The sequence below is a fragment of the Streptomyces sp. NPDC057617 genome, assembly GCF_042800555.1.
In the GTDB taxonomy this organism is placed as follows: Bacteria; Actinomycetota; Actinomycetes; order Streptomycetales; family Streptomycetaceae; genus Streptomyces.
The window spans coordinates 20,708-43,567 of the sequence record NZ_JBHVGV010000019.1 but is presented as its reverse complement, the minus strand read 5'-3'; the positions used below and the strand labels follow the sequence as shown (position 1 = coordinate 43,567).

Annotated in this window: 24 protein-coding genes, 1 tRNA gene, 3 pseudogenes and 1 riboswitch; of the genes and pseudogenes, 18 read left to right on the top strand and 10 right to left on the bottom strand. The window is 69.6% G+C overall.

The genetic code is table 11. The annotated features are described in order from the left end of the window. Positions 1-41 precede the first annotated feature (41 nt). The 4 genes from ACFU9P_RS32650 to ACFU9P_RS32635 all read left to right on the top strand — a co-directional run bounded on the left by ACFU9P_RS32650 (position 42) and on the right by ACFU9P_RS32635 (position 3,476). Entirely contained in the window at positions 42-602 is a 561-nt protein-coding gene (locus tag ACFU9P_RS32650; RefSeq protein ID WP_384087899.1) for a DUF2690 domain-containing protein, read from the top strand. A gap of 621 nt (positions 603-1,223) precedes the next feature. Next, a complete protein-coding gene (locus ACFU9P_RS32645) occupies positions 1,224-1,769 on the top strand; it encodes a hypothetical protein (protein WP_384087896.1) in 546 nt (181 codons plus the stop codon). 167 nt (positions 1,770-1,936) lie between these two features. Then, positions 1,937-3,151, top strand: coding sequence for an APC family permease (locus ACFU9P_RS32640; RefSeq protein ID WP_384088015.1), 1,215 nt, complete (start codon positions 1,937-1,939; stop codon positions 3,149-3,151). A gap of 112 nt (positions 3,152-3,263) precedes the next feature. After that, the gene (locus tag ACFU9P_RS32635) at positions 3,264-3,476 is read left to right on the top strand and encodes a hypothetical protein (RefSeq protein ID WP_376383738.1); all 213 of its coding nucleotides are present in this window, start codon (positions 3,264-3,266) and stop codon (positions 3,474-3,476) included. Between the two features lie 160 nt (positions 3,477-3,636). Here ACFU9P_RS32635 and ACFU9P_RS32630 read toward each other — a convergent pair whose 3' ends face one another. Further along, entirely contained in the window at positions 3,637-4,287 is a 651-nt protein-coding gene (locus ACFU9P_RS32630; RefSeq protein WP_376383809.1) for an HAD family hydrolase, read from the bottom strand. 190 nt (positions 4,288-4,477) lie between these two features. Here ACFU9P_RS32630 and ACFU9P_RS32625 point away from each other — a divergent pair, with 190 nt between their 5' ends. The 5 genes from ACFU9P_RS32625 to ACFU9P_RS32605 all read left to right on the top strand — a co-directional run bounded on the left by ACFU9P_RS32625 (position 4,478) and on the right by ACFU9P_RS32605 (position 8,794). Beyond that, complete coding sequence (locus ACFU9P_RS32625; protein WP_384087893.1) at positions 4,478-4,645, top strand: hypothetical protein; 168 nt, start codon at positions 4,478-4,480, stop codon at positions 4,643-4,645. Positions 4,646-4,729: 84 nt separating this feature from the next. Beyond that, positions 4,730-4,803, top strand: a tRNA-Met gene (locus ACFU9P_RS32620). A 171-nt stretch (positions 4,804-4,974) separates the two neighbouring features. Continuing rightward, a complete protein-coding gene (locus ACFU9P_RS32615; protein ID WP_384087890.1) occupies positions 4,975-5,721 on the top strand; it encodes a TipAS antibiotic-recognition domain-containing protein in 747 nt (248 codons plus the stop codon). A 355-nt stretch (positions 5,722-6,076) separates the two neighbouring features. Continuing rightward, positions 6,077-7,237, top strand: coding sequence for a PP2C family protein-serine/threonine phosphatase (locus ACFU9P_RS32610; RefSeq protein WP_376383806.1), 1,161 nt, complete (start codon positions 6,077-6,079; stop codon positions 7,235-7,237). Between the two features lie 356 nt (positions 7,238-7,593). Then, positions 7,594-7,748: riboswitch (cyclic di-AMP (ydaO/yuaA leader) on the top strand. 11 nt (positions 7,749-7,759) lie between these two features. Then, positions 7,760-8,794, top strand: coding sequence for a M23 family metallopeptidase (locus tag ACFU9P_RS32605; RefSeq protein WP_376383730.1), 1,035 nt, complete (start codon positions 7,760-7,762; stop codon positions 8,792-8,794). Positions 8,795-8,902: 108 nt separating this feature from the next. Here the strand turns inward: ACFU9P_RS32605 and ACFU9P_RS32600 are convergent, their stop codons facing one another. Together ACFU9P_RS32600 and trmB are read right to left on the bottom strand one after the other, a co-directional pair. After that, complete coding sequence (locus tag ACFU9P_RS32600; RefSeq protein WP_384088010.1) at positions 8,903-10,192, bottom strand: PrsW family intramembrane metalloprotease; 1,290 nt, start codon at positions 10,190-10,192, stop codon at positions 8,903-8,905. Between the two features lie 226 nt (positions 10,193-10,418). Beyond that, a complete protein-coding gene (gene trmB, locus ACFU9P_RS32595; protein WP_384088007.1) occupies positions 10,419-11,186 on the bottom strand; it encodes a tRNA (guanosine(46)-N7)-methyltransferase TrmB in 768 nt (255 codons plus the stop codon). Positions 11,187-11,621: 435 nt separating this feature from the next. Here trmB and ACFU9P_RS32590 point away from each other — a divergent pair, with 435 nt between their 5' ends. Continuing rightward, entirely contained in the window at positions 11,622-12,083 is a 462-nt protein-coding gene (locus ACFU9P_RS32590; protein WP_384087886.1) for a pyridoxamine 5'-phosphate oxidase family protein, read from the top strand. A gap of 60 nt (positions 12,084-12,143) precedes the next feature. Here ACFU9P_RS32590 and ACFU9P_RS32585 read toward each other — a convergent pair whose 3' ends face one another. Beyond that, positions 12,144-12,959 (bottom strand): phosphotransferase, encoded by an 816-nt coding sequence (locus tag ACFU9P_RS32585; RefSeq protein WP_384087883.1) that lies wholly within the window; start codon positions 12,957-12,959, stop codon positions 12,144-12,146. A gap of 188 nt (positions 12,960-13,147) precedes the next feature. Beyond that, positions 13,148-14,017, bottom strand: a complete 870-nt coding sequence (locus ACFU9P_RS32580; protein WP_384087880.1) for a ketopantoate reductase family protein — start codon at positions 14,015-14,017, stop codon at positions 13,148-13,150. Between the two features lie 70 nt (positions 14,018-14,087). Here ACFU9P_RS32580 and ACFU9P_RS32575 point away from each other — a divergent pair, with 70 nt between their 5' ends. Next, a complete protein-coding gene (locus ACFU9P_RS32575) occupies positions 14,088-14,717 on the top strand; it encodes a TetR/AcrR family transcriptional regulator (RefSeq protein ID WP_384087877.1) in 630 nt (209 codons plus the stop codon). Positions 14,718-14,908: 191 nt separating this feature from the next. On the opposite strand, the pseudogene ACFU9P_RS32570 reads toward ACFU9P_RS32575, so the two are convergent. Then, positions 14,909-15,205 (bottom strand): annotated as a pseudogene (locus ACFU9P_RS32570) (TetR family transcriptional regulator C-terminal domain-containing protein); the annotation flags it as partial. A gap of 97 nt (positions 15,206-15,302) precedes the next feature. On the opposite strand from ACFU9P_RS32570, the pseudogene ACFU9P_RS32565 reads away from it, so the two are divergent. Beyond that, positions 15,303-15,547 (top strand): annotated as a pseudogene (locus ACFU9P_RS32565) (DUF664 domain-containing protein); the annotation flags it as partial. Between the two features lie 2 nt (positions 15,548-15,549). Then, the gene (locus ACFU9P_RS32560) at positions 15,550-15,963 is read left to right on the top strand and encodes a hypothetical protein (RefSeq protein ID WP_384087874.1); all 414 of its coding nucleotides are present in this window, start codon (positions 15,550-15,552) and stop codon (positions 15,961-15,963) included. 56 nt (positions 15,964-16,019) lie between these two features. Here ACFU9P_RS32560 and ACFU9P_RS32555 read toward each other — a convergent pair whose 3' ends face one another. Continuing rightward, the gene (locus ACFU9P_RS32555) at positions 16,020-17,732 is read right to left on the bottom strand and encodes an FAD-dependent monooxygenase (RefSeq protein WP_384087871.1); all 1,713 of its coding nucleotides are present in this window, start codon (positions 17,730-17,732) and stop codon (positions 16,020-16,022) included. A 212-nt stretch (positions 17,733-17,944) separates the two neighbouring features. Between ACFU9P_RS32555 and ACFU9P_RS32550 the strand changes: the two genes are divergently transcribed. Beyond that, entirely contained in the window at positions 17,945-18,403 is a 459-nt protein-coding gene (locus ACFU9P_RS32550) for a winged helix-turn-helix transcriptional regulator (RefSeq protein WP_376383705.1), read from the top strand. Between the two features lie 92 nt (positions 18,404-18,495). Here ACFU9P_RS32550 and ACFU9P_RS32545 read toward each other — a convergent pair whose 3' ends face one another. The 3 genes from ACFU9P_RS32545 to ACFU9P_RS32535 form a co-directional block, all read right to left on the bottom strand. Continuing rightward, on the bottom strand, positions 18,496-18,660 hold the full coding sequence (locus ACFU9P_RS32545) for a hypothetical protein (protein ID WP_384087868.1): 165 nt from the start codon (positions 18,658-18,660) through the stop codon (positions 18,496-18,498). A 215-nt stretch (positions 18,661-18,875) separates the two neighbouring features. Beyond that, positions 18,876-19,580 (bottom strand): hypothetical protein, encoded by a 705-nt coding sequence (locus ACFU9P_RS32540; RefSeq protein ID WP_384087865.1) that lies wholly within the window; start codon positions 19,578-19,580, stop codon positions 18,876-18,878. Then, positions 19,573-20,034 carry an ATP-binding protein gene (locus ACFU9P_RS32535; RefSeq protein ID WP_384087862.1) on the bottom strand — a complete coding sequence of 154 codons (462 nt, stop codon included), beginning with the start codon at positions 20,032-20,034 and terminating at the stop codon, positions 19,573-19,575. The genes ACFU9P_RS32540 and ACFU9P_RS32535 overlap by 8 nt, the downstream gene beginning before the upstream one ends. Positions 20,035-20,225: 191 nt before the next feature. Here ACFU9P_RS32535 and ACFU9P_RS32530 point away from each other — a divergent pair, with 191 nt between their 5' ends. The 4 genes and pseudogenes from ACFU9P_RS32530 to ACFU9P_RS32515 all read left to right on the top strand — a co-directional run bounded on the left by ACFU9P_RS32530 (position 20,226) and on the right by ACFU9P_RS32515 (position 22,808). Then, positions 20,226-21,065: a Scr1 family TA system antitoxin-like transcriptional regulator gene (locus ACFU9P_RS32530; RefSeq protein WP_384087858.1), complete on the top strand. Its 840-nt coding sequence runs from the start codon at positions 20,226-20,228 to the stop codon at positions 21,063-21,065. After that, positions 21,062-21,289, top strand: coding sequence for a DUF397 domain-containing protein (locus tag ACFU9P_RS32525; RefSeq protein WP_384087855.1), 228 nt, complete (start codon positions 21,062-21,064; stop codon positions 21,287-21,289). The genes ACFU9P_RS32530 and ACFU9P_RS32525 overlap by 4 nt, the downstream gene beginning before the upstream one ends. 140 nt (positions 21,290-21,429) lie before the next feature. After that, positions 21,430-21,708 (top strand): annotated as a pseudogene (locus ACFU9P_RS32520) (transposase); the annotation flags it as partial. Positions 21,709-21,938: 230 nt separating this feature from the next. Further along, positions 21,939-22,808: a MerR family transcriptional regulator gene (locus tag ACFU9P_RS32515; RefSeq protein WP_376383691.1), complete on the top strand. Its 870-nt coding sequence runs from the start codon at positions 21,939-21,941 to the stop codon at positions 22,806-22,808. The last annotated feature ends 52 nt before the right edge of the window (positions 22,809-22,860 follow it).

Sequence of the window (22,860 nt, the reverse complement as noted above, 5' to 3'; positions counted from 1 at the left end):
CAAAGAATCTAATTCTCCGGCCAATTCACAAAGGTGAATCCATGACTACGAGTGACTCCGAGGGGAGTTCGGCGGCGGCTCCTGAGCCTGCGGGGCCCGCTCCTGGCGGGCGTCGACGGTTCAGTCTGAATCGCAACGCGGCGGCGTTGGCCCTGGTGTCCGCCGCTGCGGGGGCGGTTGCGGCTGCTTTTCTGACTCCGCTCGCGGAGCATTGGATAAATGATCTCTTTGATGAGCCGAGCTGTCCCGGCGAGGCGTGCGAGGGGAAGAATCCTCAAGGGCAAGGTTGTGCGGAGGGTGCCCGCACATTCAAGCCCGAAGTCGATAATCCGGCCCTTCTCCAGATCCGTTACAGCGAGGACTGCAAATCGGTGTGGGCGAGGATTCAGCAGGGCAGCCCCGGGGACCAGGTCACGGTGAAGGTCGCCGGCGGTACCGCGCGGGCCGCGGAGATCGATTACGACAATGACAAGTTCACCGACATGGCCGCCGTCCCGGACGGCGAGTTCCAGGTGACGGCCTGCGCGGTCCCGAAAGCGGGCGGGAAGAGCACCTATGAGGCCTACTGCGTGCATGCCACCGAGGCCAGCGCCTGGCGCTGACGTCATGCGCGCCTCATCGCGCTGACGTCACCGCGATGACGCCCTGCCCAGAGGGCGCCATGCGCAGAGAGCAGAGAGCAGAGAGCAGAGGGCAGAGGGCCGTCCGCTCGTGCCTCGGGGCGCTACTCGATCGTGGTAATAATCGTACTAATTGGGGTGTTTGGTGGGGGACGGTGGCATGCGTCTCGTGGTTGCGGTATCTCCGTGACACGTCGAACAAGGAGCCTCCTTATGCGTCGTACTCTCGCGTCCCTGGCCGCGGTCGGGCTGGGGCTGTCTGTACTGGTCGGGGTTGCCGGGACTGCCTCGGCCGCCCCCGCACCCGCCCCCGCCGGGCCCGGGGACTTTGTGCTGGCTTTCCAGTGCACCGGTGGCGGTGGGACGGTGGTGTACCCCATCGGGTCCGTCAGGTGTGAGGGCGGAAGGTTCGCCGGGTCCTACGTGCTTCTGTAGCGGCCGTGCTTCCGCGGCGGCAGCGTCCCTCCGCCCGGCCCTTACGCGGCCGGGCGGAGGGACGCGTGGCTGGTCGGGGGTTCTTTCGGGGGGCCGGGTTGCTGCGGGACGATCTGCGGGTGGTGCGTGCTCAGCACCTTCCCATCCGCCGAGATCTCGGAGGCCCACGTGACGGTGATAGTCGGACTGGTGCACAAGAAGCGTGTCTATCTGGGTGGCGACTCCGCCGGGGTCGCCGGACACCAGATCACCGTCCGCCGTGATCCCAAGGTGTTCACCAACGGGCCGTACGCCATGGGCTTCACCACCAGTTTCCGGATGGGACAGTTGCTCCAGCACGCCTTCAAGGTGCCGCGGCCCAAGGGGGATCTGGATCGGTTTATGGTCACTACGTTCGTCAACGCGCTGCGGACCTGCCTCAAGGACGGCGGCTGGGCGCGCAAGGAGTCCGAGCAGGAGCAGGCGGGGACGTTTCTGGTGGGGGTACGGGGGCGGCTCTTCGCGATAGACAGCGACTACCAGGTCGGCGAGGCGGCGGACGGATACGCCGCGGTCGGCGCCGGTGACGAGTTCGCCCTCGGCGCGCTGCACGCCACTGCCGACCTGCCCATGAAGCCACGCGTCCGGCTCGCCGCCGCGCTGGCCGCCGCCGACCATCACAGTGCCTGGGTGTGCGCGCCGTACACCTACGCCGCCACCCCGCGCCCGTCGTGAGCGGCCCCGTCGTGAACAGCCCCTCAGGCTCCTCAGACCGCTCAGGCTCCTCAGACTCCTCAGGCCCCTCAGACTCCTCAGGCCTCTCAAGCTCCTCAAGCTCCTCCGGCCCCTCAGGCCCGTCGGCCTCCGGTGCCGGTACCGCGCAACTCGTCCGCCGTCTCGGGCTGTTCGACGCCGTGACCATCGGGCTCGGCGCGATGATCGGCGCCGGGATCTTCGCCGCCCTCGCCCCCGCCGCCGCGGCGGCCGGCTCCTGGCTGACCGCCGGGCTGGCCGTCGCCGCCGTCGTCGCGTACTGCAACGCCACCTCCTCCGCGCGGCTGGCCGCCCGCTACCCCGCCTCCGGCGGAACGTACGTATACGGGCGCGAGCGGCTCGGCGACTTCTGGGGCTATCTGGCCGGATGGGCCTTCGTGGTCGGCAAGACCGCCTCCTGCGCCGCGATGGCGCTGACCGTCGGCGCGTACGCCTGGCCCGGGCAGGCGCACGCCGTCGCGGTCGCCGCCGTGGTGGCGCTGACCGCCGTGAACTGCTTCGGCGTACAGAAGTCCGCCTGGCTCACCCGCGCGATCGTCGCCGTCGTCCTGGCCGTGCTCGCCGCGGTGGTCGTCGCCTGTCTGACCGGTGACACCGCTGAAGGCATGGCACCCGCCTTCGGTACGGGAGTGGGCGCGGGCGGCGTGCTCCAGGCGGCCGGGCTGCTGTTCTTCGCCTTCGCCGGGTACGCGCGGATCGCCACGCTCGGCGAGGAGGTCCGCGACCCCGCCCGTACGATCCCCCGCGCGATCCCCCTCGCCCTCGGCATCACGCTGATCGTCTACGCCGCCGTCGCGTTCGCCGCGCTGTCCGTACTGGACACGGAGCGGCTGGCCGGTGCCGCGGCGCCGCTCGCCGAGGCGGTACGCGCGGCCGGCGTGCCCGGTCTTGTGCCGGTGGTACGGGTGGGCGCGGCGGTCGCCGCCGTCGGCTCGCTGCTCGCGCTCATCCTCGGTGTGTCCCGTACGACCCTGGCGATGGCCCGCGACCGGCACCTGCCCCACGCCCTGGCCGCCGTACACCCGTGCTTCAAGGTGCCGCACCGGGCCGAGATCGCGGTCGGCGCCGTCGTGGCGGTGGCCGCCGCGACCGTGGATGTACGGGGCGCGATCGGCTTTTCCTCGTTCGGTGTCCTGGTCTACTACGCCATCGCCAACGCCGCCGCCCTCACCCTCAGCGCCGCCGAGCGCCGCCCGCCGCGCGCCGTCCCCGTACTGGGACTGGCCGGCTGTCTGCTGCTCGCGTTCGCGCTGCCCGTGTCCTCGGTCGTGTCGGGGGCGGCGGTGCTGGCGGTCGGCGCGGCGGTGTACGGGGTACGGAGACGGACCGGGAAGGCGGCCTGAGCGCAACCCGGCCCGGACGGCCCGAGCCCCTTGGCCCGGCGGAGGGCGATGTGACGCGAAAGGAGATCCCCAGGGGCTGCGGAGCGGGCGCGGAGGTCGCACTCTTGGCCGTATGAGTGATGCACCGATCGTCGTCCACCGGGCGTCGGGGACAGGCGGGCGGCGGGTCACGGTCCGCGGGCGGATCATGGGACTCGCCCACTCCGACGACCACCTCATCGAATTCCTGCGGCTGGCCGGTCTGCCCGACGCCTGGGAACTGCTCGATGACCCGGCCTGGGTGGAGTGGCAGGGCGGCCCGGCGCACGAGTACGACGCCGGGTGACGGTACGGGTCGGGTGATGGTACGACGCCGGGTGACGGTACGGGGCCGCGTTCGGCCGTACGTACGGAACCGCCGGCCCCGGCCACCGCGCCCCCAGGCCACGGAGCCTCACTCGGTCCGAAACCCGGTCCGAAACCCGGTCCGAAACCCGGTCCGAAACTCAGTCCGGAGCGATCGTCGCCGCGATCGACGTGAGCTGTGTCAGGCTGTCGATCCGCCAGTCCGCCGCCTCCACGACTTCCGGGTCGTCCGCCCACAGATAGCCCCAGGGCCCGCGCCGCAGATGCGCCGTGCGCAGGCCCGCGCGCCGGGCGGGGAACACGTCGTACGCCGGGTGGTCGCCCACGTACACCGTCCGGCCGGCCTCGGCCCGTCCCACTTCGATCACGTGCTCGAAGAATTCCGGGTCGGGTTTGGCGACTCCCCATTCGGCTGAGGTGGCGACGAGGTCGACGGGCAGGTCGAGGCGGCGTAGCAGGTCGCCGGACTTGACGGTCTGGTTGCCCGCCAGGACGACCCGGATGCCGAGTGCCTGAAGACCGGCCAGGGCCGGCCGTACATCCGGGTAGAGGTCGGACTCGTCGAGATGCTCACCGCGGCCGGCGGCTTCTCTGGCGCGGTTGGCGGCGCCGATGTCCATACCGGGCTTGATGAGGCGGAGGGCGTCGGCGTCGCCCTTGTTCTGTACGGTCGCGGCGCCGATGAGCGCGGAGATGGTGTGCCGGGGGACACCCAGCCAGTCGGCCCAGGAGGCCCAGTAGCGGTCGTCGCGTACGAGGGTCTCGCCGACGTCGAACACGATGGTTTCGATCACCGGTCCACGCTAAAGGGACACGCTCTGCCGATTGTCAGTGGCTGGCCGTAGCCTGTCTCCTATGTTCGCTTCCTCGTCCGGTTCGCCTTCGACTTCTTCGTCCTCTGCCCCTTCGTCTCCTTCGTCCCCTTCAGTCGATGTTTCGACGGATACGGCCGATGTTTCGACGGATGCGGCTCCCGCCTCGGTGCCCGCGGACGGTTCCGTACGGTCCGCCGCCGTTGTCAATACGGAGATCCGCGCCCTGTGGGGCCGGGCCGGCGGCGCGCTGTCGCCCGCGGAGCAGGAGCGCTACCAGCGGCTTCTGGTGGAGTGGGCCGCGGCGGTACGGGCCGATGTGGTCGAGGCGGCCTAGCTTGTCCCCGGGGCCGGCCCGGCCCGGCCTGGACAGGCAATGGTGATGATCTTGCTCCGGATGGCGTAAGGTTGTGTTTACCGACGCGGGGTGGAGCAGCTCGGTAGCTCGCTGGGCTCATAACCCAGAGGTCGCAGGTTCAAATCCTGTCCCCGCTACTGAAGAGAGCTGAAGGCCCGGATTCCAAGTGGATCCGGGCCTTCGCCGTGTGCTGCCACAGGTCGTCGTGCGCCGCTGGCAGGTCGTCGCCGCGTGCCGCCCGCAGGGCTTGACCTTTACGTCTGACAGGGCTTGACCTTTACGTCGCGTCAACTTCTACCGTCGATGTCATGGAGTGGTCGATCCAGGAGATCGCGAAAAAGGCCGGGACCACCAGCCGTACCCTCAGGCACTACGGCGACCTGGGGCTGCTGATGCCCAGCCGGACCGGCAGCAACGGCTACCGCTACTACGACCAGGACGCCCTGGTCAGGCTGCAGCGGATTCTGCTCCTCCGGGAGCTGGGCCTCGGCCTGCCCGCGATCGCCCGCGTCCTCGACGGCCAGCAGGACACGGCCGCCGCCCTGCGCGCCCACCTCGGGCTGCTGGAGCGGGAGCGCGAGCGCATCGAGCGGCTGATCGCGTCGGTGCGGACCACTCTCCACAAGACCGCGACAGGAGAGGAACTCATGGCCGAGGAAGTGCTCGACGGCTTCGATCACACACGGTACGAGCAGGAGGTCACCGAGCGATGGGGCCGGGAGGCGTACGAGAAGGGCGACCGCTGGTGGCGCTCGCTGAGCGAACAGGAGCGGAAGGAGTTCCAGGACCGGCACGAGACCATCGCCCGCGACTGGGGACGGGCCAAGGAGGCGGGACTCGCCCCCGACAGCGACGAGGCTCAGGACATCGCCCGGCGTCACTGCGCATGGCTCTCGGTGACGGTCGAGACCACGAAGTCGTATGTCATCGGGGTCACGAAAATGTATGTGGATGACGAACGCTTCACAGCCGCATATGACAAGTACCGTAAAGGGACAGCAGTGCTCGTACGGGACGCCATGAAGGTGTACGCCGAGCGCCACCTGACCGACTGACTGACTGAACGAACGAACGACCGACCGGTTTACGGACCTACCGGTTCACGGACCGGCTGGTTCACAGGCCGACCGGTTTACGGACCGACCGGTTCACCGACCGGCCGGTTCACGGACCGGCCGGCCGCAAGAACGACCGGCCGTATCGCCGACTGGCCGTCTGACCTGCTGAGAAGCGGGCCGGTCCGACCGGCTTCCTAGCCCACTCGGCGGACGGCGAGTCGCCCCCGGACGTGGCAGCGGACAGCCTGGGTGGGGCGCGGTACCGTCCGTAGCCCTAGGCAGGTGACCACTGGTGGCGAAGGTGCGGAAGCTCACGGAGCGGCTGAGCGGCGGTGGCCGGCGTGCCGACGACATCGCCGGTCCCGTGTCGGGCGACGGCGTGCCGATTCCCACCGGACGGGTCCGTACCGGGCGGCGGCTGGTCCGCTTTCTCCCGGTGCTCGTGATCATCGGCGGAGTGGTCTTCGACTTCCTGACCCCGACGCGGGTCACGGCCGGCCCTCTCTACGCGGCCGCCCCGCTCGTCGCCGCCCCGTTCTATCCGATGCTCGGCACGCTGCTGGTCGCCGTCGCCTCACTCCTCGCCGAACTGGCCGTGCACATCTACGCCAAGTCGCTCATGTCGCTGGAGTCCCTCAGCGAGGTGCTGACCGTGGTGGTCGTCTCGCTCCTCGCGCTGTACATCAGCGGGGTGCTGCGCCGCAGCGGTCAGCGGCTCGCCTCCGCCCGCATCATCGCCGAGACCGCCCAGCGTGCGGTGCTGCCGAGACCCGCGGAACGGATCGGGGGGCTCCGTATCGCCGCGCGGTACGAAGCGGCGCAGGAGGGCGCGTTCATCGGCGGCGACCTCTTCGCCGTACAGGACACGCCGTACGGGGTACGTCTGGTGGTCGGGGATGTACGGGGGAAGGGGCTTGAGGCGGTCGAAGCGGTGGCGGTGGTCATCGGGTCGTTCCGGGAGGCCGCCGAGCAGGAGTCGTCGCTGGAGGGGGTCGCGCAGCGCCTGGAGCGCGCTCTCAGACGCGACGGGTCCCGGCGGGGCGGTCTTGACGCCTTCGAGGGGTTCACCACGGCCGTACTGGCGGAGATCCCGCACGACGGGGGAGTGGTACGGCTCGTCAACCGGGGCCATCCCGATCCGCTGCTGATGTGCGAGGACGGAGCCGTATGCATGCTGGAGACCCGGGACCCCGCGCTGCCGCTCGGGATGAGCGATCTGGGTGCCTGGCCGGACCGGGCGGAGCAGGCCATCTATCCGACGGGGGCGACGCTGCTCTTCTACACGGACGGGCTCACCGAGGCGCGCGATTCGCACGGGGTGTTCTACCTGCCGCGCGAGCGGCTCGACGGGCGGATCTTCCAGGGGCCCGACGAACTGCTCCAGGCGCTGATCGACGACGTACGGCGGCACACGGGCGGCAGCGGGAGCCAGGACGACATGGCGCTGCTGGCGGTGAACCGGCCGACGGAGGGGCAGCCGGAACGACGCAGGACCATGCCACTGGTTCCCTGACCAGGGTCCGTGGCGGCCGAGCGGCTTTGTGACGGCCCGCCGATCGGCCTTGTGACGGCCGAGCGGTACCTGTGACGGCCGAGCGGGACCGGGTCCGTGACGGGCGGCCGGGCCCGTGGCGGGCGTCGCCACCGTGTGTGATCGGTAGGTGCCACTCCGCATAACATTTGACATACCGTCAGGTATGCGGGGCGCACTGAAAGGCAGTCAGCTCGCCCGATTGCATGTGCATGTGCCCTGGTGTGTCCGATGCGAAGTTGTTAATGATCACCCGGAACGGCTTGGAATAAGGGCCCGGTCTCTATTAACGTTCGATAACGCAGCGCGGTCGTCCCAGCCGTCGCAAGAGATGGCACCGTGCGCACGCGCCGAATCCCGCAAGGGAACCGGGGAACCACCAATTGGGGTGAATCGGGAGTTCTTTGCTGCTCCGTGCAGCTCAGAGCCCCCGTAGGAGACCTTCCTGCTCCGAACCCGTCAGCTAACCCGGTAGGCGAGAAGGAAGGAAAGGAGTGCGCCTCAGTGGCGTCCAATCAGCCTGCCCCCACCGCCCCCTTCGAAACCTCCCCGTTCGGTGACGAGCCGGAGCGGGCCTGGGGAGAGTGGAACCCGACCGAGGAATCCGTACGGCCGGTACGCGGCAGGCACCGCGTCGGCAAGCAGCGCAACGGCTTCGCCCGTAGCTCCACGGTCCTCGGCGTCGGCGTCATAGCCGCGGTCGGCGCGGGCGGCATGGCCACCGCGCAGGACAAGCCCGCGGTCTCCATATCCCTGCCGGACGCCATCACGGACAACCTCCCCGACGCCACCTCCCTGCCGGGCATGGGATCGCTGGCCGGCGACACCGACACCGAGCCCGACCTGCTGGCCAGCGCGCCCCTCACCACCGCCGGGATGACGACGGCGGACGCCGAGCAGGGCGCCACCGACGCCGGCGAGGCCCTGCGGGCCCGGATCCTCCAGCAGGCCGAGCAGCAGCAGAACGAGGCCGACGCCGCCGAGAAGGCGGCCGCGGAGCGCGCGGCGGCCGAGCAGGCCGCGGCCCTGGCGAAGAAGCAGCAGACCGAGGCCGAGAAGAAGGCCGAAGAGGCGCGGAAGAAGGCCGAGGCGGAGGCCAAGGCCAAGGCGGAGGCGGAGCGCCTCGCGAAGCTGGCCGCCAGCTTCACCCTCCCGACCTCCTCGTACACGATCACCTCCACCTTCGGCCAGTCCGGCTCCATGTGGTCCTCCGGCTACCACACCGGACTGGACTTCGCCGCCCCGACGGGCACGCCCATCAAGGCCGTGCACAGCGGCACGATCACCTCGGCCGGCTGGTCGGGCTCGTACGGCTACCGCACGATCCTGGAGCTGGACGACGGTACGGAGCTGTGGTTCTGCCACCAGTCCTCGATGACCGTCACCGCCGGGCAGAAGGTCACCACCGGCGAGACCATCGGGCGGGTCGGCGCGACCGGCAATGTGACCGGGCCGCATCTGCACCTCGAAGTGCACACCCCGGACGGCACGGGCATCGACCCGATGAGCTGGCTGGCCGACAAGGGCCTGACTCCCTGACGTCTCTCACCGGTCTGACGCTCCTCACCGGTCCTGACGCTTCTCACCCATGAGGGCGCTCAGTGCGCTCATGGGTGAGGGCGTTCAGTTCTGGCGGGCTGAGGGTGTTCAGTACTGGCGGTACGGGTTGTAGCCGTCGTAGTCGATGTACGGCGGCGGCACCCGTACCCGTCCTGTGGCCCGCGCGGCGAAGGTCAGCGCGGGCCCTGCCGTACCCCCACGGGCCCACAGCCGGTCCAGCAGCTCACGCTCGCGCCCCGCGAAGTCCGGCCCCGCCGTGCCGCGCCGTGCGCGGTGGCGCAGAAACGCCAGGGTCGTCGCGGACGCCTCGTACTCCACCACCGCTCTGGCCGCCTGCGGTCCGAACGTGCGGTGTGCGAAATCGCGCGCCATGGTGCGCGCCCGCATCGAGGACAGCGCCTGGGGCGCGGCCGGAGGCAGCCAGCCGGCCTCGGCGTACGCGGGCAGCTCGGCCGCGACCGTCCGCAGCCCGCGCTGTCTGCTCCATATCGCCAGCCAGGTCACCAGACCGAAGACCGGGACCATGAACAGCCCGTACACCGCGTAGAAGCCGTACGGGCCGAAGAGCGACGACGAGCCGTTCCACAGCGCGTGCAGGCCCATCGCCAGCGCCAGCCCGAGCGACGGCAGGGCGAACCTGCGTATTCGCCGGCGGCGCGGGGCCATCGCCGCCAGTCCGAAGCCGATGCCCGTGAGCACGGTGAAGAGCGGGTGCGCGAACGGCGACAGCACCACCCGTACGAAGAAGGTCGCGGCCGTGACGGAGGCCAGGCCCGCGCTCCCCATGCTCCGGTCCTCGCCGAAGGCGCTGCCGAGATACAGGATGTTCTCGGTGAAGGCGAAGCCGGTGGCGGTGAAGGCCGCGAACACGATCCCGTCGACCAGCCCGGTGAAGTCCCGCCTGCGGAACAGGAACAGCAGCAGGACCGCCGCGGCCTTGGCGCTCTCCTCGACGACCGGGGCTATCACCGTCGCTCCGAGGGACTGCGCGCCGGCCGGGTCCGCGGTGGCGGTCGCTATCCACTGGGTCGCGAAGGTGTTGGCGATGATCGCGACGAGCGCGGCCGCGAAGGCGCCCCAGGCGAAGGAGAACAGGAGATTCCGCCAGGGGCCCGGATCGACCCCGTCCAGCCAGCGGAACGCCGCCATCAGCAGCGGTACGGGCAGGACGGCGAGCCCGAGTCCGACCAGAAAGCCTTCCGTGCCGGTCTGGTCGCGCACCAGCGCCAGGATCACCAGTCCGCAGAGCGCGAGCAGCGTGATCACGGCCGCCGCCCGCACCGCCCGTCGGCGCCAGAACGCACGGCGCGGCCGAAAACGCCCGGGGGCAGGCTCGGGACCGGCGGCCCCCGGTCCTTCGGGCCGCTGCGAGGGCACGTGGACAGGGATCGCCGGACCCGGTTCGAGCCGCTGCTGCGAGAGTTCCGACACCCGATGACAGTAGCGAGCGGCACTGACAACGGCGATGGTGCCTGTGCGGCTACCGGCGGTTACGCGGGGTCGGGGGCGCGTACGGGCGCTCCGGTACGGCGAGACTTCCGCGGCCCGGGGGCCGGGTCGGCGTTGCGTACGGGCGAGACTCCCGCGGCCTCGGCAACCGCCGTTACGCGGGCTGCGCGGGCTCCGCGGGCGGCAGTTCCCGTACGCGGCGGAACAGCAGGTCGTGGACGACATGGCCCTTGTCGAGGCCCTGGCCCTCGAAGCGGGTCAGCGGCCGGAAGGCCGGCCGTGGCGCGTATCCGCCATCCCGCTGGGTGTTCTCGAAGCCGGGGTGGGCCGTCAGTTCCGCGAGCATCTGCTCGGCGTACGGTTCCCAGTCGGTCGCGCAGTGCAGCACGGCTCCCGGCTTCAGCCGCCCCGCCGCCAGGGTGAGGAACTCCGGCTGGATCAGCCGCCGCTTGTGGTGCCGCTTCTTGGGCCAGGGGTCCGGGAAGTAGACGCGTAGCCCGTCCAGCGACTCCGGCGGCAGCATCTCCCTGAGCAGGATGATCGCGTCGCCGTTGGCGACCCGGACATTGGTCAGCCCGTTCTCCTCCGCGAGCCGCAGAAGGTTTCCCTGGCCGGGGGTGTGCACGTCGACCGCGAGGATTCCGGTGCCGGGATCGTCGGCGGCCATCCGCGCGGTCGCCTCGCCCATTCCGAAGCCGATCTCCAGGACGACCGGCAGCCCGCCGAACAGCTCGCTCGGATTCAGCACCCGCTGCCCGTCGATGTCCAGGCCCCAGACGGCCCACAGCCGGCGCAGCGCGTCGGCCTGGCCCGGGGTCACCCGGCTGCGGCGCGGCTGGAAGCTGCGGATCCGGCGCTCGAAGTGGGAGCCCGCGGGGTCGGCGGCGGGCCCGGTGCCGCCGGGGAACATCCGGCTCATCATCCGGTCCCCGGCCCGCCCGCCCGCACTGCCGCCACCGACGCCGTTGGCCGTACCGACGCCACTGGTCCCGCCGGCGCCGTTGGCCGTATCGGCGCCGTCGGTCCCTCCGGCCATGCCTCGCTCAACAGACTCGGTCGCCTCGGCCATCTCAGTCATCCCGGTCTTCTCGCGTTCGCCCACAACGCACCGATTCTACGGAGCGCCCACGGAAGCCCCCGCCGCACCCGTTCACACCCCGCCTCTTCACACCCCGCCCGTCTGCCAGTGTCCCTCGCCGAGGCGCCGCCCGGCCCACCCGTCGGCCACTCCGGGCACCGAAGTTGGTCGTCCCGAGCCATGAGCTGCCCGAGCCATGAGCTGAGGGGTTCATCGGTCGCGGGGAGTAGGTCCTGCGCCTCAGGCGCGCTTCGCGCCTGCTGGCTAGGGTCGGTCCTCATGGAGTCCACGGGGATCGTTCGTCGCCGGACGGCGGAGCGTGTGCGCGATGTTCTGGAGCGGCTCGTTGCCGAGCGGGATGTATGGGTGTCGACGGCTCATCCTGATCACGGGCCGCACCAGGTGCCGCTGTGGTTCTTGTGGGACGGGCGGGCGGTGTGGATGTGTACCGGCGCCGCTTCCGTGACTGCGCGCAACGTCCGCGCGGAGCCGCGCGTGCGCCTGGCGCTGCCGGACACCTTCGACGTGGTGCTTCTCCAGGGTGAGGCGGAGTGCTTCCCGGACCAGGAGGTGCCCGGAGGCGCGGCGGAGGCGTTCACCGGCAAGTTCGGGTGGGACCCACGCGTGGAAGAGGGTTCCTTTCTGTACGTACGAGTGGTCCCGAAGACTGTGCGCGCTTGGCGCGGCGAGCCGGAACTGCGCGGGAGAGTCATCATGCGCGACGGGATGTGGCTGGAATAACGGCCGTCCCTCACCGACACGCCTCTCCCGGATCACGATCTACAGCCATCTTTGGGCCGGTCAGTCCAGCAGCGCGGTCGTGAACATCTCATGGTGGGCCGTAAGCCACTCCTGGATGCGGTCCCACCGTTGCCATCCACCGCGCTCGGCCAGCGCCTGTGTGTAGACGGGATCGCCACCGGTCACTCGGTCGGCGACGAAGGCCCGGCAGGATGCGGTGGCCTGTTCGATGATGCCGGGTAGTTCCGCCCGCTCCTGCGGGGAGAGGCCGTAGCCGTCGGCGAGGAGTCGCAGTCGCGTCGAGACATCCAGCCCGGCGGGGTAGAGGGGGGCCGCGGACGTGGGATCGAGCATGGGGACCCAGTAGCGGGCCGTCATGGCGACATCCCACAGTGGCCGTCCGGGCGCTGCCAGGTCGAAATCGATCAGGGCCGTGGCGCGGCCGTCGCGGAAGACGACGTTTTCCAGGCACACGTCGTTGTGGCACAGCATCGTTCCTCCCTCCGGGTCGGCCAGAGCCCGCGGCCACGCGGCGCGGGTGTCCACAGCGATGGCCACGCTGGCGTCGTGCAGGCGACGCAGCAGGCTTCCCACCGAACTGAGAGCGGTCTCCGTCATCACCCAGCGGGGAAACGGCGGCAGGGCGACGTCGCCGGGGATGTAGGTCAGCTGTTCGCGGCCGTCCGCGGTGAGCCGGACCGGGGTCGGAGCCGCATCGAAGCCGTGCTCTTTGAGTGCGAGGAGATGGGCGTGGAGGGCGCGCGCAGTAGGCGGGGCCGGGCGTTCGACGAGGGAACCGCGGCGGAAGACCGCGCCCCCGTTCACCATGCCGCCGGCCAGTGCTTCGCCGTGTGCCGCCTCGTCCTCAGCTGTCATGCCGATCACGCTACCGACAGGTCGGCGGTCGTTGGGCCGGCTCCGAAATGCGCTTCGAACTCGGTGGCTCAGCTGGGTCATGAGGTCGGCAGTTGCCGTCCGTGGAGCCGGCGGAGGTGGGGGCGAGGACTGAGAACTGTGGGACTGGCGGTGGTGTCCGTGGTGAGGTTTTCGCCGTCCTGGGTCGCTCAGCGGGATCCCGCAGGGGTACGGAGTTGTTCGGCCAGTTGCTTGAGTTCGGCCGCCGTGGCAGGCGAGGGGTCGTTGAGTCCGCTGTGCACGGCCGTCGGGCTCTTCAGGAAGCGCCGGAGCACGGCCACAAGGAGCCCTTGCGGCAGAGCCCGCAACGCGGCGAACGCGCGGGGTACCGGCGGCGTCTCCATCGCGGCGAGGTTCTGCCGCATGAGGTGGAGCATGCCGCGGACCGCGTCCGGGGCGTCGGCCAGCGCTACCGGGCCGCCCGCCGCGTGTACCGCCTGGCCGAGCGGGACCTCGAACGCGGCGTGCGTCCTGAGCCAGGCGTCCATCTGCGGCTCGGCCCTGGCGTTGATCCCGGCGGTACGGAACGTCTCCACGATCCGTACCAGTCGCGGGGTGGTACGGCCGTCGGGCTCGCCGATCGGCATCGCGACCCGGCGGGTGATGAAATTGGTCTTGCGGTAGCGGACCACGTCGCCGTCCATCGTGCCGCCAGTGTTGGGGAAGCCGAGCAGCACCCGCTCGTGGCCGATCACCGTACCCAGCGTCTCCGGGCCGGCTGCCCAGTTGAGCAGGAACAGCACGTCGCCTTGGACACCAGCGAGTGATTCCAGCACCGCATCCACCTGGTGGGTGCGGACGAAGACGGTGATCAGGTCGTACCCGCCGTCCGGGTGCTCGGTCACCGGTATCGGCACCTGCCTGACAGGGCCGTCTTCCTCGGCGAGCTGCACTCCCTGCCGGCGCAGGGCGGTCAGGCGCTCGCCCCGGGCGAGGAGCGAGACGTCGTGGCCGGCCTCGTGCATGCGGGCGGCGAACAGGCTGCCGCAGACCCCGGCGCCGTACACGAGCAGCTTCATGGCAGTCCTCTTTCACACGTTCGTTTGATTCATACGTTCGTTTCATTCAAACATATGTAGAGTCCCTCGTGTGGCGACCCCAGACACCCGCACCCAGATCCTCGACGCGGCCGAGCACCTCTTCGCCGAGCACGGGTACCGCGGCACCTCGGTCCGCGCGATCACCAAACTCGCCGGAGCGAACCTGGCCGCCGTCGGCTACCACTTCGGCTCGAAGGCGGAGCTGATGGCGGCGGTCGCCCGCCGCGTGGTCGAGCCCATCACCGCTGCCCAGTGCGCCGGGCTCGACACATTGCTTGCCCGGACCCCCGACCCGCCGGTCAGCGAACTGGTGGAGGCATTCGCGGGGCCGCTGTTCGACGAGATGCCGGCCGGCGACGAGGGCGGCGCCCGGACGTCCCGGCTGATCGTGACGATCCTCAGCGACCCGGCCGAGGAGGCACGCAGCTGGACCGGCCCGGCCGAGGACTCGGTCCGCGAACGCTACTTCGCAGCCTTCGCACGCGTACTGCCCGGCCTTTCCCCGGAGGAGCTGTGGTTCCGGATGCGGGGGATCTTTGCCGTGACGGCCGTCGACCGCCTCCAGGTCCACCAGCAGCCCTCCCCCGGCTGCGCGTCCCCGGTAGCGGGCGAGGCGGCCCGGCGATGGGCGATCACGTTCCTGACGGCAGCGATGAGCGCGCCACCGCCCCGGACCTGACGACCCAAGACAGACGCCGGTGGCTGCCCGGAACGAACGGCCGACCGCCAAGGCACGGGCCCAAGTTCCGCTTCGCCAAGCCGGAGACCTGGCCTGAGCCCGCGGTCACCACCCGCACCGGCCCGGGTCCGCCGAACGTTTCGGAACCTCCGCCAGCGCATGCCCTGCCCCGCCAGAGCAATGGCACCAAGTCAGTTCTCGCGGGCCGGACTGCGCCCGGGTGTGAGGCGTTTCTGCCCCTCGGGCATGGGCAGGACCGCCAGTGCGGTGTTTGCGATGTCCCGCAGCGTCTCCGGGTCCAGGCCGGCCTTGCCTACCGCCTCGATACCTCGGACCACCGTCAGCAGCAGTGCCGCCAACCGCTCCGGATCCGCAGCGCCATCGATGTCGCCGTGACGCTGGGCGGCGCTGATCTCCGTCCGCAGCAGGGTCAGCAGTGCCGTCATGGTCTCGGCCGACCGTCCGGCGACCGTCGGATCGTGCTGGGCCGTCGTTCGTCACCGGCGCCGAACTCTTCGCCGACGGCGGCTACACCCGGGCCTGAAGCACGGCCGGTGGTGCGCATCCGGTTCCCCCGAAGCGATGGGGCGCACTCCCGGCCGCGCGTGTGCGTCGTACGAGGCCCAGTGCGCCGGGAGCAACGAGATCGTGGCCGCGGCCTCTTTGGATGACGTCGGCCGCCACCCCGGCTGCCGCTCCGGCAACGCCAACCTCCGCTGGATGCCCATCCATCTCGTCGATGAGACCAGCTCGTCGATGAGACCAGACGGCACGCGGGGCATGCGGACATCGTGAGGGAGCTGCTTGACGGGGCGAAGGGGTACTACTAGGCGTGTGCCTGCTGGCGGTGGCGGTGGCGCCGACCAGGCTCCTGGCGGTGCAGTACGCGGTGCTCGCCGCCGCCGTCGCCGTCGCCGCGCGCAGCTGCGAGTACCGGGTGGAGTTCGGGCGGGTGGCGGCCGAACCGGCGAGCCAGGGCGTGCGTCCGCCCTGTGTGGTGACCGGTAGGGAGGCCGTCCGTATCGCCGTCCGCGCGGGCTGCGCGTCCCGGCAGGCCGGCGGCCACGACGCCGGCATCACCCCGGCGGCCTCGTGGCCGCCGCCCGTGAACGCCCGGTGGCCGTCGTGGTGGCGGGCGGGGACGGACCGCCGGAGTACGCCAGGGGCCGGCGGCTCCGGCACCTGCCTGACCTGCGCGACTGCCGTGCCTACCTGGGTCCCTTCCGCCCTGCCGGGCGGGACTTGACGGCCGTTTTCTCGACGAGATGCCTCGTACGGAATCACCTGACTCGCAGGCGTCCGTCAGGCCGTCGACGCGCGGGCGAGTACCGCGTCCATGACGCGTACTACATCGGTGACATCCTGTGGCCCGTCCTGCCAGCGCGCCGCCACATGACCATCCGGCCGCACAAGGACGGCTCCTCCCGGCCTCTCGGCATCGCCGATCCGCAATTCGTAGAGCTCGGCCAACGCCTCAGGTCCCATGAGACCCAGATAGTCGTCCGCACGCAGCCCACCTGTCGGTTCGAGCCCGTGCACGCCGAACGTCCGGACCGGAACGCGGGCCGCGTCTTCTACGTCTTCCGCCCACTTCGCCGCGGGTCCGGCGAACGCCAGGCTCCAGTGCCCGTCGAAGAGCTGGACCGACGACCACGAGTCACCATGGGCGTCTCGCAGGAGTACATGCGGCGCGCGAGCCCCGGGACGCGCGGTGACGTTGTACTGAGTGACCGTGGAGTCCCGTCGCGGGCTTCCGTCGTCGACCAGCGCGTCGCTGCGGTAGACATACCCGAACTGCTGTCCCAGCGACTGGAACTCCTCATGCAAGTCATGCAGTCCGGAAGCCACGGCCGCTCGCAGGCCGCCGCCCTCGGGGCTCGCGAGCAGCGCCAGGAAGTCCGGGGACGCCATCGCCCGCGCGGCTTCCTGCTGCCGTCGGGCGTTGACCATGCTCTGCGTCGCGTTGTGAACGGCGACCGGACGGCGCTCGGCCTCGTACGTGTCGAGCAGCTTCTCGCCCGCCTGCCCGTTGAGGACCGCGGTCAGCTTCCAGGCGAGATTGTGCGCGTCCTGAATCCCGCTGTTCATGCCCATTCCCCCTGCGGGCGGGAAGGTGTGGGCGGCGTCGCCGACCAGAAACACCGGGCCGTTCCGGAGCTGGTCGGCGACGCCCATGCCCACTGTCCAGGTGAGGGTGGAGCGGATGTCGGGTTCGATGTCCGGGACACCGAGAGCGGCACGCAGGAGCGCGCGACACCTGGTTGCCGGGTAGTCGTCGGCCGACTCCCCGGCACTCATCTCGACGCTGTACACCCATCTGGTGCGACCGTCGAGGGAGATGAAGATGCCCTGGGTCGCGACATTGTGGATGAACCACAGGATGAACGGCCGGCTCCGCACCTGGCTCGTGAGGTCGGCGTGGAAGTAGATGTTCAACCGGCGCCCGAGCGGAGTGGCTCGGGGCATCTCGATTCCGGTCAGGTCCCGGAGCCAACTGCCGGCCCCGTCCGCTGCGATGAGGAACCGCGCGGACATACTGCTCGTCCTCCCCTGCGTGTCACGCGCGCCGACCGTCACATCGTCCTCGGACACATCGATATCGGTGACCTCGTGGCCGAATTCGACACTGACGGTGGGCAGCGCGCGGACCGCCGCCAACAACCGAGCCTCGATCCTGTCCTGCGGACAGTTGCACAGCCGCTCGGTCGAATACAACGCGGTCGCGTCCTCGTCGATGTCCAGTCTGCCGAACTCCTCACCGGACAGCTCGGTCAGCACACCGAAGGACGTCGCCAATTCGGGTGCGAGGCCGTCCTCGCGCACATCGTCGGCCACGCCCCAGCTTCGGAACAGCTCCATCGTCCGCGCGTTGAGAACGTGTGCGCGTGGCTGGTCCGAGGGCGTACGGCGGCGTTCGAGGAGCCGCACCCGGACGCCGGCCTTTCCGAGCTGAAGTGCTGACGCCAGTCCGCTCGGACCCGCTCCCACCACTACGACGTCACTGGTGTCGATCATGAAATTCCTTTCTTCGGCACAATCGGTATTCAGGGCACTGGAAACTTGTCCGTGAATTCCGAAGCATTCCGCGACTCTTCGTCGGAGCGGCTGGGGCCTGACATTTCCCTTCGGATTTCCATTTCCTTGCCGAAGGGGGCGTGCCTGAGCGTTGGCTTTTGAGGCTGCTCAGCCGCTCTGCGCGCAAGGTCAAGTGTGAGAGACTCGCTCCCGTGAAGGAAGACGGCACTTTAATGTCGGGAACGAACATCGATGTTCGTGCGCTGGAAAATTCCGGCGCGGTAAACGCCTGGATGCGTGGCATCCTCGCGCGGGTGGCCGACAAGTGGGGGGTGCTGATCATGGCCGTGCTCAGCCACGGCCCCCTGCGATACGCCGATCTTCACCGTCACGTCAACGGGGTCTCCCAGCGCATGCTGACGCTGTCCCTGCGCAGGCTTGAGCGGGACGGGCTGATCATCCGTACCGTTGTGCCCAGCACACCGCCACGGGTCGAGTACACCCTGTCCGAAGTCGGCCGGTCGCTCTACGAGCAGCTGTTGGGCCTGCTCAACTGGGCGATGGCGCAGGAAAACACCATCCGTGAGAGCCGCAGGCGCTTTGACGCGGCTTACGGCGACGGCGGTGCCACCGCGGACGGCGATGGCGATGGTGGGGGCGAAGAAGCCTGACTCGGTCGCACCGCCGCTACGAAGATCCGCCGGACAGGACCTAGGTCTCTCCGGTGGGTCGCGACCTCAAAAGAACAAGCTGAGCTTGTCGTTTAACCTCCGCTGTCGGTCTGGGCTGTCTCGTCACCGCGGACGGCGATGACTTGGCCGGTCCAGGTCGAGGGTTCTTGGCGTGGGTCCCAGGTCACTTCGACGGTGGTGCCGTGGGAGTCGCGTGCGAGTTCCTTCAGCATCGTGGTGGCGGCGGCCAGCGCCACTTCGGGATCGAGCAGTTCGTCGTTCCGACTCAGGTGCGGCGGCGGGGTTGGGTGCCGGTCGCAGCCGCGCCTGGAGGTTCCGGAACCCGCGGCGGACGCGGGCCGGGGTCGGCTTGTTCGGGTCGGCCGGTTTCTCCCAGGGGCGTCACAGGTCGACAGCGAGCCGGCGGGGCAGGCGGTGCTGGGCGTGTGCGGCGATGACCAGCCAGGTCCAGTCAGCGTCTGCCGAAGATCCTGCCTCGTGCCTCGGCCCGTTTCAGGTAGGCGGCGTGTTCTGCTGCCAGGTCCACGACCGTGAACTCCTGGAGTTCCATGATGAGTTGGCCGGCGAGGACCCAGGGGAGCCGTCGGCTCTTGAAGGCGACGCCGCCTGCTTCGTACATGACCGGGAGTATCCCGTTCGGCTGGTACACGACCCCGTGTACGCCGGCCACGACGAATGTCTTGACGCGCAACGCGACGTGGCGTTTGCGTAAGTGGGGGCAGGCTCCGACCGAGGTGACAGCGCAGGGTACGCACAGGGGTGGATGCGTGGTGACGAAGCCGGGTTTGTGCAGGTCCGGGTAGTCCGCGTTCTCGCCGAGCGCCCAGAGGGTGCCGTTGTCGGTACGGTCGGAGGGGCCGCCGCAGATCTGGCACAGCAGTTTGCGCATGGCGCGGCGCTGGCGGAGGAAGTGGACGTTGCCGAACTCCGGCCGTCCCTTCCCGGGGCTGATCCCCACCCGTTTCCACAGGACGCCCAGGTCGTCGCGCTCGTACGGTCCTTCGTCGGCGTACGCGATGCCGCCGCCCCGGACGACCAGCGTGCCCTGGGGCCGGTGCTCCGAGGACCAGCAGGCGATGTACGGGACGATGTCCGGCCGCCGTACCGCGCCGAGCGGAGGGCGCTCGCCCTCACCCGTCGTCGACAGGTCAGCCACGTCCTGGCCCCCCGTCCGTCGCGTTACGTTCCGCCGCGCCCTGCAACGACAATGAGGCCCAGATCATCTTCCCCGGGCCGGCCCGGTCGGCCACGCCCCACTCGTCCGCCAGCGCGTCCACGAGCAGGAGCCCGCGCCCGTCCGGCGCCTCGGGGTCGGGGGTACGCGGCTGCGGGCGGTCCGGACAACCGTCGTGGACCTCGATCCGCAGAGCGCCCGAGCTGCGGAAGTAGCGCGTCTCGATGATCTGTTCCGGCGTCACCTTGGCGTGCAGACCGGCGTTGCTGAGCAGCTCGGACACGATCAGGACGGCCGCGTCCTCCAGCTCCGACAGCCCCCAGCCGGCCAGCGCCTTGCGCAACTCCATCCGCGCCAGCGCCACGCACCTCGGGTGACTGCTCCACCGCAGCACAACGCTGTGGTCGGTTTGGTCCGGCCTGCGGTTCCCGTACATGTCACACGCCCTCCATCTGCCCTTTTCACTCTCGGCCAACTCGGCTGCGCCGCCACGGGACTTGCGAGGAGTGCGCTTGCAGGGCAAGGCTGGTTCCTCTCCGTAGCCAAACGACTACCGGGGGCACTCAGAGTGGCGTAGAGTCGAGACGCCTTCAAGTAATCAGGAGCGAAGGAAGGCTTGGGCAACGCATGGTCAATCGCAAGGAGTTGAACCCCGAGAGCAGCCCGCGAGCGGCGTTTGGGGCCCGTGTGCGTAAATTGCGGGAGGAACGCGGCTGGAACCAGGAAGACTTAGCCGGGCGTGTGTCATGTTCCAGCCAGCATATTTCGGCCCTGGAAACTGCCCGCAAACCGCCGACCCTCCCGCTCTCGCGCAAGCTCGATCTCGCCTTTGGGATTGTCGGCACTGCCGCCTCGTTCGAGCGCGAGTGGGGCGAGATGCGGCACGGTTCGCTGCTGGAAGGGTTTCCTGAGTACGTCGGACTTGAGGGCCGAGCGGTAGAGATCAGGGTGTTCGAGGTCGGGATCATTCCGGGGCTTCTTCAGACCCCGGAGTACGCACAGGTGCTGGCGGACAGCGCCGTACATCGGGGTGCCATCACACGCGAACAGGCAGATGAGCGAGTTTCATTCCTGGCCGAGCGGCAGTCCGCGTTGGTACGGGCCCGTCCTCCCATGGTGCTGGTGGTCATGGACGAGAGCTGCATCCGCAGGCCGGTGGGCGGACCCGGGGTCATGGCGGCTCAACTTGATCGGTTGATTGAGTTCGCCGCGCTCCCCAACACCGCGCTGCATATCGCCCCGTACGCGATCGGGGAGCACAGGACGTTTGACCGATCGGTCAACCTGCTCACCCTGTCCGATTGCTCCGTCGTCGCGTATATGGAGTCTCAGACCCAGGGACACCTGGACCGTGAACTCGTATTCGTCCGGGGCATGTTGACGGCCTACCATCAACTACAGGCCGTATCGCTGTCGCAAGCGGCATCAGTGGACATGATCAATGAGGTACGAAAGGGCACCCCGTGACAACCACGACCACGACCGAACTCCGTTGGGTCAAGTCCTCCTACAGCAACAACGGCGGCACCTGCGTCGAGTGGGCTCCCGCGTACGCGTCGGCTACCGGCGTGGTTCCCGTCCGCGACTCCAAGAACCCGAGCGGTCCGGTTCTGAACCTCCCTGCCGGTGCGTTCGCCTCGTTCGTGGCGGGCGTCAAGGCGGGCGAGTTCGGCCGTACCTTCGGCGCGTGATCTGCGCGCCTCCGCGCTGAGCCCCGCCTTTCCTTCCGTTCGGATCGGCGGGGCTCTTCGCTGCGGAGACGAATTCGAAGAACTCCTCGAAGCCGCCATCCTCGGACGGCTTCGTCAAGCCGAAGTCGTACGGGTCCGGCGTGCGGGCACTGGCCGTCTACCTGATCAACCGCCAACATCTGCCCTACGCACGGTGCGCGGAACTGCCGGCCGACTGCCTGGGCCTCCAGGTCGCCACGGCCTCGCTGCTGACGTGGAGCGAACAGGCCGCCGGCGCGGTGGCCGCGCACACCGAGACCGTCCGCGCCCAACTGGTCGACTGCGAGGTGGTCGGCTTCGACGAGACCGGGACCCGGGTGGCGGGGCGGACCTGCTGGGTACACACCGCCTGCACGCGCGCGCTGACCCTGTACTCCGTCTGGACGAACTGGAGCGATACGCGGACCGCTACGACACGCTCATCGCCGCCGGACGCCTACGGCACCCGTCCGGCGCACCAGGAACTCGAACGAGACGGTCGAAGACGGCGAACCTCTCCTCGACGTCACCCGCCGACTCTTCGACGACCGCGGAGCCTGGACCCCCGTCCCGACCTGACCCCTCGGGCATTTGACCCTCACACTCTGGGAGACCCTGTACTGGAGGAGTCATGTTCACCATCGGAGATTTCGCCGCCTACGGCCATGTTTCGGTCCGAATGTTGCGCCACTACGACGCACTCGGTCTGCTGCCGCCTGCCCGAGTGGACCCGTCCAGTGGCTACCGCTACTACGACGCGGCCCAGTTGTCCCGGCTCAACCGGATCATCGCGCTCAAGGACCTCGGCCTCAGCCTGCAGCAAGTGGGCGAGGTACTGGACGCGAAGGTCGACACCGAGCAACTCCGCGGCATGCTGCGGCTGCGGCGGGCCGAGTTGGCCGACGTCATCGCGCAGACCGCGGATCGGCTGGCACGGGTCGAGCGAAGGCTCCGCACCATCGAGAGCGAGGGCGTCATGCCCACCGACGAGGTCGTACTCAAGTTCCTGCCCGCCACCCGCGTGGCCGTGCTGTCGGCCACCGCCGAGAGCTTCGACCCCCGACACATCGGGCCGGTCATCCAGCCGCTCTACCGACGGCTGCACGCCCAACTGGAGGCAGCGGGCATCGCCATGACCGGCCCGGACATCGCCTGGTACGAGCTGGCCGGGGGCGGGAACGGTGACCACGGGGACTCGGGCTCGAACGCGATCACGGTCCACGCGGGCGCGTCGGTGTCCGTCGACGCGAGCGCGGCCGACACCGGCTCCACGCAGAACTTCGCGATCGTCGACCTGCCCGCCGTCGAGCAGGCGGCGACCATCGTGCACCGGGGTTCCATGGACGCGCTGCTCCCCACCATCCAGACGCTCGGGCGTTGGATCGAGTCCTCCGGGCGGCGGGCCGCCGAATTGGGGCGGGAGTTCTACCTGGAGTCCTGCGGCCCGCAGGACTCCTGGGTGACCGAGATCCAGGTGCCGCTGGAGGCCGTCGCTTCTTGATCCTCCGTGCCGTCGCGGCTCAACCCGCCGCGACGGCGTCGGCAACGCGGAA

Excerpts from the sequence above, each read along its gene's own strand:
- ACFU9P_RS32650 (WP_384087899.1), top strand. The coding sequence starts at position 42 with ATGACTACGAGTGACTCCGAGGGGAGTTCGGCGGCGGCTCCTGAGCCT.
- ACFU9P_RS32615 (WP_384087890.1), top strand. The coding sequence starts at position 4,975 with ATGGAGTGGTCGATCCAGGAGATCGCGAAAAAGGCCGGGACCACCAGC.
- ACFU9P_RS32635 (WP_376383738.1), top strand. The coding sequence starts at position 3,264 with ATGAGTGATGCACCGATCGTCGTCCACCGGGCGTCGGGGACAGGCGGG.
- ACFU9P_RS32530 (WP_384087858.1), top strand. The coding sequence starts at position 20,226 with ATGGTCAATCGCAAGGAGTTGAACCCCGAGAGCAGCCCGCGAGCGGCG.
- ACFU9P_RS32585 (WP_384087883.1), bottom strand. The coding sequence starts at position 12,959 with ATGACAGCTGAGGACGAGGCGGCACACGGCGAAGCACTGGCCGGCGGC.
- ACFU9P_RS32555 (WP_384087871.1), bottom strand. The coding sequence starts at position 17,732 with ATGATCGACACCAGTGACGTCGTAGTGGTGGGAGCGGGTCCGAGCGGA.
- ACFU9P_RS32535 (WP_384087862.1), bottom strand. The coding sequence starts at position 20,034 with ATGTACGGGAACCGCAGGCCGGACCAAACCGACCACAGCGTTGTGCTG.
- ACFU9P_RS32580 (WP_384087880.1), bottom strand. The coding sequence starts at position 14,017 with ATGAAGCTGCTCGTGTACGGCGCCGGGGTCTGCGGCAGCCTGTTCGCC.
- ACFU9P_RS32515 (WP_376383691.1), top strand. The coding sequence starts at position 21,939 with ATGTTCACCATCGGAGATTTCGCCGCCTACGGCCATGTTTCGGTCCGA.
- trmB (WP_384088007.1), bottom strand. The coding sequence starts at position 11,186 with ATGATGAGCCGGATGTTCCCCGGCGGCACCGGGCCCGCCGCCGACCCC.
- ACFU9P_RS32590 (WP_384087886.1), top strand. The coding sequence starts at position 11,622 with ATGGAGTCCACGGGGATCGTTCGTCGCCGGACGGCGGAGCGTGTGCGC.